The sequence below is a fragment of the Leucobacter sp. NPDC058333 genome, assembly GCF_042726155.1.
Classification (GTDB): Bacteria; Actinomycetota; Actinomycetes; order Actinomycetales; family Microbacteriaceae; genus Leucobacter.
On sequence record NZ_JBHXHV010000001.1, the window covers coordinates 852,085 to 864,863 of the forward strand.

A 12,779-nucleotide genomic window follows, 5' to 3' on the forward strand; every position below is an offset into this window, starting at 1 on the left:
GTTCCCCTTTCGTGGGCTACAGGGTGAGTACGCCGGGCATCGGTGAGGTGATGACGGCGTTGATCGCGGCTTCGAACTTGGCTGCGATGTGGCGCTGTCCGAGGTCGTTCGGGTGGATGCGTGGCGTCCCCGTGTCCTGGGTGGAGATCATCGTCGCGAGATCGAATCCCGGTCGCAGGTCGACGACGTGCACGTTCGGGAACTCGGCCGCCACGGTTTCGACCATCGCCCGGTAGAGGGTGTCCGCGTTCGTCGCCATACCGTTGCGTGGTGGTTCTTGGGCGACGAAGATCTGCGGTGGGTTCGGGTCCGGGATGATCACGCCGTGGATGAAGCCGTGCGATGCCGACCCGGTTCCGGGCCACTCGATGCGCAGCGACTTCGAACCGGTCGTGCCGGCCGCGGCGTTCATGCCTGTGACGCGTATCGCGATTGGGGTGAGCGTCGTGATCGTGGCATCCACGACCGACGTGTAGGCGGGGCGGGTGCCGTTGAGTGCGATCGTTTTGAGTGTGACCCCGTTGCACTTCGCGACGAGATCACCCGCCGCGCCCGAGGTGCCGGCGAGGGTGAGTATCCAGGCTTCGTCCCCGGTGACGGTGAACGACTTCGAGCTGCCCGCGACCGCGTTGCTGCGGCGCAGCGCGCCCCCGTAGCAGGCAGTGGAGATCACCGACGTGACATCCGCCCACGCCCCGGTCTCGGTCCCTGCGGACGCGGGGAGGATCTGCGCGGAACTCACGAGCGCGATCACGGATCGCAGCATGAGGCCCCAGAAGTCGACGTTGGGTTGCGTCAACCAGGTCGCACCGAGCCCGAGCTCGTTCATGTAGTTCTCGATCAGCACCACCCCGCGCGCGGCCGGCGTCCACGTCCGGTCGATCGTGACACCGTCACGCGTGTCACCCCACGACGGGGCAAGCAGTGCGGGGAACGTGTCGAGGATCGGGGTCGAACCGCGGCCCCATGCCTTGACGTTCCCGAATCCGCAGCGACGTGCGAGCACGAGCGGGTACTCGCCCGCGTTCGGGGTCGTGTACGTGCTCGGCACTTTCGTGAACGAGTGCCCGATCGACCACAGCGGGGCCGATTCGACATTCGGGTTCGGTTTCGACGCGGCGATCGCGTCGCTGACGTCTTGCACGGTGGCCTTCTCAGCGAGCGCGGTCGCGACGGTGGCAGCGTCTGCCTTCTCGCTGAGGCCAGTCTGCATGGTGTCCATGCGGCCGTTGAGTGCGGTCATGTCGATCGAGGCCGCAGCCTGCTCGGCCCGGTTCGCCTCGCTCGTCGCGGCCGAGGCCGACTCGGCCGCGGTATCTCGTGCCGCGTTCGACTCGTCGACGGCGGCAGTGATCCCAGCGAGGCCACCGAGAGCCTCCGCGACGGCGGTGCCCTCTTCGATTGCGTCGACCGTCTCGTCGCGCATCTGCTCCACCGTGGCCAGCCACAAGGGCGGGGCGAACACCGAACCGCCCACGTCGCCAGACTCCACGACGGGGAGCGCCCGGTATTCGACCTCGCCAGTGTCGGGCACTGCGGCCCACCACTCGAACGTGCGGCCGCCGAGGATCTCCCGGATGCGCACCGCCGTGCCGGTCGGGTTCGCCGGCATGGAGAACGGGCGACCCGCCAGATCGCGTAGCTCGCCCTGCACGACCTGCGCGGTCGCGGTCGACTGGGTGACGAGCAGCTCGCCCGTGTCGATGCGGGCGGCTTGCGTGAACTCGATACGGCCCGACTCGATGCTGCCTGCACTGTCGGCGATGCGGCCGGTAATTGTCGTCATCATGCGCCCGTTCCCCGGGAGACCCGGCTAGTACTGATCGCTGTAGTTCAGCGTGAAAGAGAGATTCTTGACGCGGCCCGCATCCGTCGCGGTGCCACCGTCCGCGCTCCGATACCCGTAGAGGCGAAGCTGGAACTTCGGGTTCGCCCCTGCGGGAATGCGCACGGATGCTGCGGCGGCGAACGAGTCGCCGTTGAATGCGGCCGGGATGAATGGGTTGTTGCTGACGTTCGCGACGTCGGCCGCGATGAGCGTCGATCCTTGCCAGAGTTCGAGGCGGAGGTAGATCCCGAGCGCGGACGTTGACGCATCGCCCGCCCACTCGAATGTGCCGGACCCGATCAGGGTCGCAGCGCGCCGGCCACTGAGTGGGCCGGGCATTTCGAAGTCGAGCGTCTCTGGCCCTTTCTGTCCGAAGCCCGTGCCGTACGTGAGCTTCAGTGCGGGCGGTGCCACCTGATACGTGGAGCGGGCTTGGATTTCCGCGATCGCTTGGAGTGCGGAGTCGATCGCTTCCTGCTGCTTCAGGAGTGTGCGCGCAATTTCGGTGCCGGTGGGCCGCTGCGTGTCGGCGAGTGACTTCTGCATGCGACGCAGTTCGGCCGGGAGTCGCTTGTCGTCGGGCGTGTAGATCCTGCTCACCATGCGGTCTCTCCTGCCACTACAACTCCGAACCAGTCGTCGTCCGCGCCGCCCGATACTTCGAGCACGCGGCGCGCGTACGAGCCGTCAGGGATCAGCCAGTGGTCAGCAACCTCGACCGTGCACCAGTCGCCGTGCCGGAGCCCGACCGCCCGCTCAGCGCGCACATCGAACGACCAGTACTGGACCGGAGCCTGCCCCTCAGTGAGTCGGCGCTGCGCCCACGCGTCAAGCGTCGACTGCTTTGACACCGACGAATGCGATGAGTCCCACACCTCCGACAGCGGGAAACCAGCGTTGATGAGTTTCGTGCCGGTCGCGCGTGCGGCCATGACGCGGTCGTCGCTTTTGCCGCCCATGAATATCGCGGTCTGCACCATGAACTCCGGGGACACCTTCACGGCGAGCCCGCGCAGGTCCGGCTCTTCGCCGCCCGACTGCCACGTGTGCCAGAACGCCGACGTCAACTCCTGCACGGAATCGCGAGCGGTTACGAACGACCACGACAGGCGATCGTTCGCGTCAAGCTGCGGCACCCAATCCCACTCGACACCACCCTCGAGCTGCGAGATATCCTCGACCGCATCCTGCACCGGCTTACCCTCAACAGCCAACCAAGACTTCTCCCGGCTGCCCGAACGGTCGGCCTCCCACACCACGGGGACCGCGCCGCCGGGGTGTGCGAATGCTTGCTGGTAGAGGCGTTTCATCATCGTGCCGTAGTCGACGTTCTCGATCGTCGTGTCGCGTGCCGCGATCGGGTAGCCCTCGCTATCGACGAGCGGCCACCAAACAGGCGGCAGCACATGCCGACGCGAGTACAGCGTTTCAACGCCCTGCCCGGGCATCTCGACATGGTTCAGGCCGTCGGTGTCCGTGTCCCCAGTAGGGATACCGAGAATGCCTGCTGCGTGCACACGGCCGTCGTCCTCCGAGAGCGAGATCGCGAACTTTCGCGGCTCCATGTACGGCCACCACGCACGACCGATGTAGCCCGGCAGCGTGACCTTCACATCATCCGGGCGACATACCCCGGTCGACCATGACGCCTTCGAGAACTCAAGCTCGGTGACCGGCTCGCCCGTCACAGTCTCGTGCAGAATCGCCCGCATGGTTAGCCCTTCATGGCAATGATCTGCGCACCGAACGTGCGCGCTACAGACCCGTGATTGTGGAGGGCGACAGTGCACCCCTTCGAGGTGATGCCGCCGACCGTTGCACCGAACTTGTCACTGTTGCCCCACGGGGTCACCGTCACTGTGGGAGTGCCGGAGAAAGTCCCATCGGGGAACTTCACCTCGACCTGCACCGACGCTCCCGCAGCGACCGAGCGAGTCGAGATCGTGTCGAGAAACATCTCGGGCAGCGGCGGGATTGCGCGCACCCATGCGGTGCCGACGCGCTGATACAAGGTGCTGCCGACGGTGCCGAACTGGCCGGGCACCGCAAGGAACGCGTCACGCTCCGCAGTCGTACGAAACGGGATGACCCCGCCCGCACACACCGTCGTCGCGAACGTCTGCGCCGGCACAGCTTGCGAGGTGTTCGCGTTCCCGGCCGAGACGCGGAACGTCGCGAGCTCCACCGCACCTACCGGCAAGGCGGGCTTCTGCGGGATCGCAGCAGCGAGCCCCTGCGCGACGAACACCGCTGCGACGGGCTCGCCTGCCCCGACGTCGGCGGGCCGCGAGTACACGACGTCGATGCGGGCGTTCGCATTCGGCGCTGGTGACGTGGGGACGGGCTCCAAATCGACCGACGCGCCAATGAGTACCGTGCGTTCTTCGACCCGGACCACGACATGCGGGTGCACGTCATACGCCCAGTCGCTGCGCCCAACAACGAGGTTCGCACGTGAGGGCAGTACGCCCGGGCGGGGTGCACCGACAGTGTCACGAACAATCACCCCGGCGAGCGCCGCACCGACCTCGCCACCGTTCCAGTCGTAATCGTTCGAGGGAAAACCTGGGATCGCCATTTACATAGCTCCAATCCTGTAATCGGCCCACATCTGCGGATCGCCAACGCGACCCTCGACGTCAAACCTGAACTCGTGTGTCTCACCGGGAGGAATCTCGAACCACTGCCGAGACGTCATCCACCGCGTCACTTCTGAACCGCTCATCTCGGCACGCCGCACGCGCGAATCCAGCGTGACGCTGTCGGTCTCGGCGACCTGCCAATCGAGCGAAAGGCGCCGGCCCGCAGTGATGTCGCGTACCGACACCGCCTCGAAACCGCCCGACACCCGGATGATCGGGTGCATAGGGATATGTTCGAGCGGGTTCGCCACAATCAGACGCCCACCGGCTGCGACGGTGCCGAAGTTCCAGGGGAACCTCTGCGGCAGACGCACACCGCCAGAGACCTGCGGAAGCGAGGCCGGGCCGACCGTCAGCCACGGCCCGTACCGGCGCGGGTCCGGGGCGACCATGTCGATCGTGAAGTCGACGACGCGATCGCCATGATCCGGGAGAGGGGTCATCGAGTCGATCTCGACGTCTCGCTCCCAAATGCCGGCCGAGGTCGCCACCCGCATCGTTCCCACGCCAGCGGCAAGCGCAGCGGTGAGACGATCACGTGTGGCGACCATGTCGGCGTAGTCCTCGCCGAGGACGAACCCCGAGAGCGTGATGGGCCGCTCGGAACGAGGGATGAAGTTCCGGCGCGCGAAGCGGCCGTGCGCCCCAGGGATCGGGTCGCCGCCGCCTCGCGCATCGGTGAGCCCGTCCCACCCTTCGAGGTTCTCCCAGACGAGCCCACTGTCGGCCTCGTCAGCGCCGCCGAACGTGAGACCGCACAGCTCGATCCATGCAATCTGTTCAGCCAACGAGCACCCCCTCGATTCCACGACCGATCTGCTTTCCCACGAGGGTGGGATCGCGTTCGATCATGTTGATGTCGTTCTGCACAGTGACCTGCGTCATACCGCCACCACCCGTACCCGATTGAGCTGCGAGCGCGGCAGCGAGACGCTGGAACTGTGGACCACCCAGTGGGATCACGGCCTCGTCGTGACGGCCCTCACCGATGAGCGCAACCGTGCCGCCCGTCCCTGACTGGACGATGCCGCCCTGTGCGAGCTTCGGAATCGAGGGAATCTTCGGAATCCCGACCTTCCCGGTGATGCTGTTGACGCCACCGATCATGCCGTTCACGATGTCGATCAGCCCGTTCAAGGCAGCCTTCGCCATGTCCTTGATGCCGTTCCAGATCCCGGAGAAGATCTGCACGATCCCGTCCCACGCCTTTGACCAGTCGCCTGTGAACACACCAGTCAAGAAGGTGATCAGGCCGCCGAGAACATCGGTGATCATCTTCACCGCGGGGACCAACACTGACGAGATGATCTGGCCCACTCCCTCGAAGACCGGCATGAGCGCCTTCAGCACTGGTTGAATCGGCTTCAACGCCGCCGTTGTGAGCATGACGAGAAGATCGATCAGCGGCTTCAGAATCGGGCCGATGAGTTCGAGCATCGGCTTGATCATCTCGAGAATCGGGGTGATCAGTGCCATGACGGCGTCCATGAGCTGCGCGATTATCGGGGCCATCTGCTGGAACAAGCCAGTCAGGGGAGGCAGGATCTCGGACAGCAGCGGAGTGAATGCAGCGAGCACCTCGCCGAGGATCGGCACGAGCGCCGTAAGCACGTCGCTCACGATCGGCATCAATGCGCTGAACAGCGACATCGCCACCGGCACGAGCTCCTGGAACAGGCGCACGAGCGGCGTGAGTAGCGGTTCAATCAGTGGCATCAACTGCTGCATGATCTGCGCGAAACTCTGCCCGATCATGGTGAGCAATGGCGTGAGCGCGGTAACGGCCTGCATCAGCGCCTCGCCAAGGAGCGGGATCACTGGTGCGATTGCTTCGAGCACCGATGTGACCACGGGGGCAAGTGCGGTCAGCGCCGCGCCGAGCACGCCACCAATCACTCCGGCAAGCGGGCCCGCGACCTGCATCAACGCGCCAAGCATGTCCGCCAAGGGCTGGACCGCGGGCAGCAACGCGGTGACGCCCGCGACAACCCCATCAACCAGCGCTGTGAAACCTCCCTGGATTGCAGGAGAGGAGAGCGCGTCGGCGATCGTTCCCAGCACCTGCCCGACCAATGGGCCAAGCGTTGCGAGCGTCGTCGAGATCAGCGGCGCAAGTTGCACGAACATGTCACCGATCGGTCCCAACGCGAGCGCAAGCCCCTGCGCACCGGCGGCTGCACCCTGGAAGATCGTGGTGAGTGTGCCTTGGAATGCTGGCCCGTTGACGACGGTTGCGATGCGGCCCATCACGTCGGCGAGTGTCGCCAGCCCGCCGCCACCAGCAGCCACGGCGGCATTGTTGATGCCGGACAGGATCGATCCGGTCGAAGCAAGCACGGAACCGATCTGCTTCAGGGCAACGATTCCGTTGTCGATCCACGTGAAAATGTCGCCTGATGCGATCGACTTCGCAATGAACGCATCGAACTGCGTCGTAATGTCGGCAACCCACTGCGCGAGACGCGGAAGGTACGAGGCTCCCACCTGGCCAAGGCCAGCGAGGATGCTCGCGAAATTGCCGGTCGATCCGGCGGCGATCTCGATTGAGGCGTTCAGGTTGCCAAACATCGACGCGAACACCTCGGGGGTGAACGATGCCGCGAGACCATCAGAGAGTGCAGCGGCCCAGTTGCCAAGCGATTGTGCGGTGCCTGCGAGTTCAGTATTCAGGGCCGGTAGAACGGAGTCAGAGAGCGCACGCACGTTATCAGCGGCCTGGCCCCAGAAGTTGTCCTGGATGATCGGGCCGAGCGCCTTCCACCCATCAGCAAGGTCACCGATGTAGTTGCCTGCGCCTGCGAGCGCGACCACCAATGTGCCGACACCGATCGCGACGCCGCCGAGAATGCCCGGCAGGGCGAGCGCGGCCGTGGCTGCCTGCGCGATACCAGCGCCGACGGTGAAGAGTCCACCGCCAGCGCTCAGTGCAACCGATCCGAGCGAGCTGACCGCGAGCATGACGCCCGTGATCGCTGGCACCGAACGGTCAAGATTCTGCAGCGTGTCACGCATCCGCGTCAGATACGTGTTCACAACACGGGCACCCGAAAGGGCTGCGATAGCCGTCGCCGCCTTCGCGAGCGACCGCGTCGTCACCGATACGTTGATCGGCACCTGACGTGGGCGTTGCAGTACCGCGAGCCGCGTGCGTGCGACCGCGGTGTCGAGGTCGAGATTCGCCGTTACCTCGTCCTTCTCGACATCACGCTTGAAATCCCGAGCCTCCTTGCGAGCATTGCTCGTGTCGGCGACGACATTGAGATTCAGGTCGACCGTTCGCTCGATACGGTCAAGCACCTTCTGCAGATCGCGGCGAAGACTCGTTGAGTCAGGGAGAACGCGAACACCGACACGTCCCACGCTTTTTACGCCAAGTGCCATGCGGTCACCTCCTGGAGAAGTTGCTCGCGAAATCTCGAATACTCGAGAACCGCTTGGCCTTCACCCGCTGATCGGCAGGCGTTTTGATGAGCTCGACCGATCGCTGGCCGCGCTTCTTCGGGAAGCTCGCTAGCTTCAAATTTCCGAGCGTCGCAAGTAGCGAAGCCTCGGGAGTCCAGTGCAGCCATGAGGGCGCACCGTCACTGAGCTTCGGCGGATGCTCCTCGAGCCACGCGGCCCGAAACCTGGAATGCGGGTCGCTCATGAGCCCCTGAATACGAACGAGGATCTGTGAGGCGGGGAGTAGCCCGACCCACAGATCCTCGATCTTGAGCGCGTAGAACTGTTGAAAGTCCGCGGTCAGCTCGATCTCGAACTCGTCGAGATACGCGCAGACCGCCGCTATTCCCCCAGTTCGCGCTGGTACTTCCCCACGAGCGCGCCGAAAATCTCTTCACTGTCGCGGAGCCCAGTCGACCACGCGATGTACTCGTCATGGTCGGCTGCGATCGTCTCGAAGAAGTCATCGGCGTCTGCGAGGAAATCAAACAGTGCAGACGCAGCGGCCGCATCAGTCGTGTCGACGTTGCCCTCGTCGTCCACGAAATCCATGAGCTGTACTGCGAGCTTGTTCAGATTCGACTTGTCGCGCTGCCGGAACGCCGCTGCGGGCTTGAGCCGGGGGACGCTCGAAAGCAGTTCCTGCTCGGCGAGCAGTGCGTCGTGCTTCTCGGCGGTCTTTGATGTCTTGGTGGTGGCCACGGTGGCCCTCCTTCGGGTGTGTCGGGTTCGGGTGTGAAGCTGGCCGGGGCGACCCGATAACGCCCCGGCCAGCGGTTTGTGTTAGGCCGCGGTGCCGGTGGCCCAGTCGGTGCCGTTCCAGTACGCCTTCTGCGCGTTGCCGTACTCGATGTACTGGCCGGTCGTCCACGCGGCCGTCTGGTCGAGCGCACCAAGGGCGCGCAGCTCGGCGATCGTCGCCGGGACTTCTGCGCCAGTGGGAACAAACGAGCCAGGCGTGCCCGGTGTCACACCCGTTGGTGCCTCGCCGTCCCATGCGTCGGGGCCGTAGAACGCGAACAGGCCAGGCTTGTTGTTCGGCCCCGAAGGGAGAACGCCCGATGCTGGAGCCTGGAATGATGCCGCGAACGGCAGCTCGAAGAAGTTCTCAACGTCGAAACTGGGCGCGTCGCCGAACGTGAAGTTCTGGTTCGGGATGTAGAAGCCCAGGTTGCCGGTGTCGTCCTCGGCGAGGATCACCATCGCGAGGTTGATACCTTCCTTCGTGGCCCCGATGACGCTGCCCTTGCCGTCAGCGGTATCCCAGCCGTTGTAGATCTTCTGCACGGTGGCCTTGTCGCACTGGATGCTCGACCCAGCCGCGGACCACGTGATGCCCTCGTAGATCGTGACGAGGTTGCTGCGCAGCCAGGAGCGCTTCGACTGGGCGTCGCCGCCGTCCACCGACAACTCGATCGTGTTCTCAGACGAGGTGTGCCCGAGGTTGTCGAAGTCGCCGACGGTGTCGGCTTCGCGGGTGAATGCGGTGATGCCACCTTCGGGCAGCGGGGTATTCGGGGGAGCGGTGAACACCGTTCCGAACCCGGGGATTGAAAAGGACTCTTTGATTGCCAAGGCTTTCTCCTTGCTGGATGCCGCGCAGTGGCGGCGAATGAGTATTTAGGTGCGGGCGAGCACGTCGAATGAACCGGCGTACTGCTGGATAGAGCGGTTGCCGACGACTGTCGATGCGACACGAGAGATCAGCGAGGTATCAGCGACGAGCACCACGTGCCCGTGCGGCGACGTTTTGCCCCGCCACGACCGGATCTCCGCATAGACCGCCTCGACGCTCTCAAACACGGTTTCTGTGTCGTCGAGGATGTTGACCGCGAGGGACAACGGCCACCGTTTCGGGCCGTTACCGACCTGGCCGTCACCAGAGACCGCGAAGATGATCGCGGGAAATGTGATGCCTGGATCTTGCTCGGACGCCACATGCCAGTCAGGGAACGCGCTCTGCAGGCGCTCTGCAATGAGTGAGTCGGCGTCAATCACCCGGAACCCCCAATGCTGTTGAAGGCGCCGTACATGATCCACAGGCCAGGCACCCAGGTCTTGCCGTCTCGAGCGAGGTGACCGAACTCGATGTTTTCGGCCTCGGGATGATCGAGCGCGATGAATCGGTCGGTCACGCCTGACTTTCCCCGAATCTTTGTTGTCGAAATGTTCGACGGCAGCGAGCCGTGACTCGCAGCGCGAGAGCGAGCTGCCGACTCGACGCGCGCGGCAACCGAATCGAGGGCGTTCGACTGCCCGACCTGCTTCGCAGCCTCAACGCCGGCGTTCTTATAGACCCGCGCCATTGGGGCTCACCCGCTTCAATCGCACTTCCCAGTGCTGCGTCCTTGCGGACCCGTCAAACCACAACGGATCGCCGATCGGCTCCCACTTGGCGCCGTTGTAGGTGACCAGCGAAAGCACATCACCCGGCCATTCACGCGAAACGACGCGGTGCACCGTCTCGGTGGTCAGGCCGAGGTCTGCGGCCTCGGATGCTGAAAGCGCGCGCACGACGCAGCTCACGTCGACAGGTGCGCCGAAAGCGACGAGCGAGGACCCGTGAGGGGTCACTCGTCGTTTTCGGCGCTGCACGGTTACGATGTGGGGCGTGCGGTCGAGGAGCCCCATCAGAAACCACCCCAGCCGAGCGGCTCCGACATCGAATCGCACGCCGGCCAACCAATCTGAAACTGGTTCGCCGGGTCGACGCCATAGCGACGCCGCGCGTACCCGTCCATTTCGCCGGCCGCGGAGGAAAGCCCAACGCGAACGCCGAGCATGAGCAGTTCGTCATCCAACGGTTTCAGGCGGCCGGACGCGACCGCCCAGTCGACCGAGTACGAATAGACCCCGTCCGACTCCTGACGCATGCCCTCGGGATTCCGAAGCACGCGCGCGACCATGTCAGCCTCAATGCGAATGACCACACCGCGCAGCCACGTACCTTCAGCGGCGCGGGTGAGCAGGTCAGGCACGTAGCCGATGAGCATCTGCTCCGCCCGCTCGAGCAGCTTCGGGAGGAACTCTCCCTCGGCGGTGCTGAGCGAACGGAGCAGCGACGCCTCGACATCAGCCTTCGTAGCGAGCGGATCAGCCATGATGACTCCTCTCGTCAGAGCGACTAGTCGGCCTTCGCCTTTCGGGTGCGGGCCGGCTTCTGGGGCTCAGGCTGGGTGGCGTCGACGCGGCGCCACCCTTGGGCGAGCAGACGCTCCGCCGTCTCGTTGGAGACGGTGACGCGTGTTCCCTCTGTGGACTCGAGCTCGTTCATCACGGGGTCGCCGGACCCTTCGTGTACTTCACGAATGCATCGGTCTCCGGGATCAGCCACCCGAAGATCGCCTCGACGAGGTACGCCTCGAGGTTGTCCTGGAAGAGGTGGTAGGTGGTGTCTCCGTCGACGATGGTCGCCTGATCCGTGCGGCGGATCGTCATCTGCTCGGCGAAGCCGTACTGCAGCGACGCCCAGTTGCCACCGAACGCGACCACGTTCGAGCCGGCCGCGACGCCGCGCTTGCCGTTGACGATGTTCGAGTACGCGGTGGGAAGACCCATCACGTTGTCGATACCCGCCTTGAGATCCCATCCGGCCGAGAACACCGGGCGACCCTGCGCGTCAACGGCGCCGGCGAGCTCGGTGCGGATCGACTTGTGAGCGGCGAAGCCGTCGAACTCGGCGTACGGGCTGTCGCTGTTCACGACCAGGTCGTAGCCCGTGAGCAGATCCTTGCCGATACCGCCAGCGGAAACGGCAGTGGTGCCGAGCGCGACCGAGTTCGTGGTGTCGGCGAGCGACTCCATACCAGCGATGTCGCCGGTTACCGCGTTGGTGCCGTGCAGTACCGCGAGATCGACAGCGCGCGTGATCGAATTGCCGAGGTCCGCCTGGATGTTGGCGAGGATGTTCGCAGGGTTCCGCATGCGCAGCTCCTTGGAAACGATGCAGATCGCAGCGAGTTTGATCGGCTTCGCCTTCTTCGGCGAGTACGAGCCCGACGAGACAGGCTTGCGCTCGCCCTCGCCCACGACACCGGCCTCGATAGTGCCGGTCTGGGTGAGAGTGGCGATGCCGTCGAGAGTGACGGGCACGCTCTTCGCGAGGCGAGTCACCACCGACTGAGCCTGAACCGCGGTGATGATCTCGCGGGCGATCGGCTCCGGGATGAAGCCGGGAGTCTGGGCGACTCCCTCGAGGGTGATTGCAGCCACGGGCTGCTCCTTTCGGTTAGGTCGCTACTCGAGCGACGTGAAGAACTCCTCGGCCTGAGCTGCCTTCGCTGACTCATCCGAGAGTTGCCCGCCCGCACCCTGAGCGGGATTGGGTTCGGGCTTGGGGGATTCGGGTGTTCCGCGCAGTGCCGCCAGGGCATCCAGTGCGGTAGTGAGGGACTCCTCGTCGGTCGCGTTAACCAACTCGGCTACGTTCGACGGCAGCCCTCGTTCGGCTGCGAGTCGGTCACGTGTGCGACCGAACCGCTCGCGCTCGAGGTCCGCGGTCGTCGTCTGCGCGAGTTCGTCGCTCGCAACTCGTGCGGCTTCGGCGTCGGCGGCAGACTGGGTGAGCTCCTCGACTCGAGCGGTGAGCGTTGCCACTTCGTTGGCGAGGGACTGCTTTTCGGTGCGCCGCTGTGCCGCTTCTTGGCGCAGCGTTGCGATGTGGGCTTGCGCCCACTCGGGCAGTTCCTCGATCTTGTTTTCAGGCATGGTGACTCCTGGTCAATCGCCCTCCTGGGGCGTGCGGAACCTCGCGCGGATCGCGGGAGGTGGTGGGGCGTGCAGGGGTCGAACCTGCTTCGCGCGTTGGCAACCGATTTACAGTCGGCATCCGGCACCGGCCGGTACGCCCCGGAGCCTGGCGATACGTG

16 protein-coding genes and 1 tRNA gene are annotated in these 12,779 nt (G+C 64.9%); all 17 read right to left on the reverse strand.

The window, feature by feature from the left end:
• Positions 1-16 precede the first annotated feature (16 nt).
• Positions 17-1,789: a hypothetical protein gene (locus tag ACFWHR_RS03840; RefSeq protein WP_382446947.1), complete on the reverse strand. Its 1,773-nt coding sequence runs from the start codon at positions 1,787-1,789 to the stop codon at positions 17-19.
• A 24-nt stretch (positions 1,790-1,813) separates the two neighbouring features.
• A complete protein-coding gene (locus tag ACFWHR_RS03845) occupies positions 1,814-2,431 on the reverse strand; it encodes a hypothetical protein (RefSeq protein WP_382446948.1) in 618 nt (205 codons plus the stop codon).
• The gene (locus tag ACFWHR_RS03850; protein ID WP_382446949.1) at positions 2,425-3,540 is read right to left on the reverse strand and encodes a hypothetical protein; all 1,116 of its coding nucleotides are present in this window, start codon (positions 3,538-3,540) and stop codon (positions 2,425-2,427) included. Before ACFWHR_RS03850 ends, ACFWHR_RS03845 begins: the two co-directional genes overlap by 7 nt.
• Before the next feature lie 2 nt (positions 3,541-3,542).
• Positions 3,543-4,406, reverse strand: a complete 864-nt coding sequence (locus tag ACFWHR_RS03855; protein ID WP_382446950.1) for a hypothetical protein — start codon at positions 4,404-4,406, stop codon at positions 3,543-3,545.
• Complete coding sequence (locus ACFWHR_RS03860) at positions 4,407-5,258, reverse strand: hypothetical protein (protein WP_382446951.1); 852 nt, start codon at positions 5,256-5,258, stop codon at positions 4,407-4,409.
• A complete protein-coding gene (locus ACFWHR_RS03865; protein WP_382446952.1) occupies positions 5,251-7,851 on the reverse strand; it encodes a hypothetical protein in 2,601 nt (866 codons plus the stop codon). The genes ACFWHR_RS03860 and ACFWHR_RS03865 overlap by 8 nt, the downstream gene beginning before the upstream one ends.
• A 4-nt stretch (positions 7,852-7,855) precedes the next feature.
• Entirely contained in the window at positions 7,856-8,116 is a 261-nt protein-coding gene (locus ACFWHR_RS03870) for a hypothetical protein (protein WP_382446953.1), read from the reverse strand.
• Between the two features lie 137 nt (positions 8,117-8,253).
• The gene (locus ACFWHR_RS03875) at positions 8,254-8,613 is read right to left on the reverse strand and encodes a hypothetical protein (RefSeq protein WP_382446954.1); all 360 of its coding nucleotides are present in this window, start codon (positions 8,611-8,613) and stop codon (positions 8,254-8,256) included.
• Between the two features lie 81 nt (positions 8,614-8,694).
• Positions 8,695-9,486, reverse strand: coding sequence for a hypothetical protein (locus ACFWHR_RS03880; protein WP_382446955.1), 792 nt, complete (start codon positions 9,484-9,486; stop codon positions 8,695-8,697).
• 45 nt (positions 9,487-9,531) lie between these two features.
• Complete coding sequence (locus ACFWHR_RS03885) at positions 9,532-9,909, reverse strand: hypothetical protein (RefSeq protein ID WP_382446956.1); 378 nt, start codon at positions 9,907-9,909, stop codon at positions 9,532-9,534.
• The gene (locus tag ACFWHR_RS03890) at positions 9,906-10,217 is read right to left on the reverse strand and encodes a DUF5403 family protein (protein ID WP_382446957.1); all 312 of its coding nucleotides are present in this window, start codon (positions 10,215-10,217) and stop codon (positions 9,906-9,908) included. The genes ACFWHR_RS03885 and ACFWHR_RS03890 overlap by 4 nt, the downstream gene beginning before the upstream one ends.
• Positions 10,201-10,542 carry a hypothetical protein gene (locus tag ACFWHR_RS03895; protein ID WP_382446958.1) on the reverse strand — a complete coding sequence of 114 codons (342 nt, stop codon included), beginning with the start codon at positions 10,540-10,542 and terminating at the stop codon, positions 10,201-10,203. The genes ACFWHR_RS03890 and ACFWHR_RS03895 overlap by 17 nt, the downstream gene beginning before the upstream one ends.
• Positions 10,542-11,012, reverse strand: coding sequence for a Gp19/Gp15/Gp42 family protein (locus tag ACFWHR_RS03900; protein WP_382446959.1), 471 nt, complete (start codon positions 11,010-11,012; stop codon positions 10,542-10,544). Before ACFWHR_RS03900 ends, ACFWHR_RS03895 begins: the two co-directional genes overlap by 1 nt.
• Positions 11,013-11,035: 23 nt before the next feature.
• On the reverse strand, positions 11,036-11,188 hold the full coding sequence (locus tag ACFWHR_RS03905) for a hypothetical protein (RefSeq protein WP_382446960.1): 153 nt from the start codon (positions 11,186-11,188) through the stop codon (positions 11,036-11,038).
• Positions 11,185-12,123 carry a phage major capsid protein gene (locus ACFWHR_RS03910; protein ID WP_382446961.1) on the reverse strand — a complete coding sequence of 313 codons (939 nt, stop codon included), beginning with the start codon at positions 12,121-12,123 and terminating at the stop codon, positions 11,185-11,187. Before ACFWHR_RS03910 ends, ACFWHR_RS03905 begins: the two co-directional genes overlap by 4 nt.
• 24 nt (positions 12,124-12,147) lie before the next feature.
• Positions 12,148-12,618 (reverse strand): hypothetical protein, encoded by a 471-nt coding sequence (locus tag ACFWHR_RS03915; protein ID WP_382446962.1) that lies wholly within the window; start codon positions 12,616-12,618, stop codon positions 12,148-12,150.
• Between the two features lie 60 nt (positions 12,619-12,678).
• A tRNA-Tyr gene (locus tag ACFWHR_RS03920) sits at positions 12,679-12,761 on the reverse strand.
• Positions 12,762-12,779: the final 18 nt, after the last annotated feature.

Excerpts from the sequence above, each read along its gene's own strand:
- ACFWHR_RS03840 (WP_382446947.1), bottom strand. The coding sequence starts at position 1,789 with ATGATGACGACAATTACCGGCCGCATCGCCGACAGTGCAGGCAGCATC.
- ACFWHR_RS03845 (WP_382446948.1), bottom strand. The coding sequence starts at position 2,431 with ATGGTGAGCAGGATCTACACGCCCGACGACAAGCGACTCCCGGCCGAA.
- ACFWHR_RS03850 (WP_382446949.1), bottom strand. The coding sequence starts at position 3,540 with ATGCGGGCGATTCTGCACGAGACTGTGACGGGCGAGCCGGTCACCGAG.
- ACFWHR_RS03855 (WP_382446950.1), bottom strand. The coding sequence starts at position 4,406 with ATGGCGATCCCAGGTTTTCCCTCGAACGATTACGACTGGAACGGTGGC.
- ACFWHR_RS03865 (WP_382446952.1), bottom strand. The coding sequence starts at position 7,851 with ATGGCACTTGGCGTAAAAAGCGTGGGACGTGTCGGTGTTCGCGTTCTC.
- ACFWHR_RS03870 (WP_382446953.1), bottom strand. The coding sequence starts at position 8,116 with ATGAGCGACCCGCATTCCAGGTTTCGGGCCGCGTGGCTCGAGGAGCAT.
- ACFWHR_RS03890 (WP_382446957.1), bottom strand. The coding sequence starts at position 10,217 with ATGGCGCGGGTCTATAAGAACGCCGGCGTTGAGGCTGCGAAGCAGGTC.
- ACFWHR_RS03895 (WP_382446958.1), bottom strand. The coding sequence starts at position 10,542 with ATGGGGCTCCTCGACCGCACGCCCCACATCGTAACCGTGCAGCGCCGA.
- ACFWHR_RS03900 (WP_382446959.1), bottom strand. The coding sequence starts at position 11,012 with ATGGCTGATCCGCTCGCTACGAAGGCTGATGTCGAGGCGTCGCTGCTC.
- ACFWHR_RS03915 (WP_382446962.1), bottom strand. The coding sequence starts at position 12,618 with ATGCCTGAAAACAAGATCGAGGAACTGCCCGAGTGGGCGCAAGCCCAC.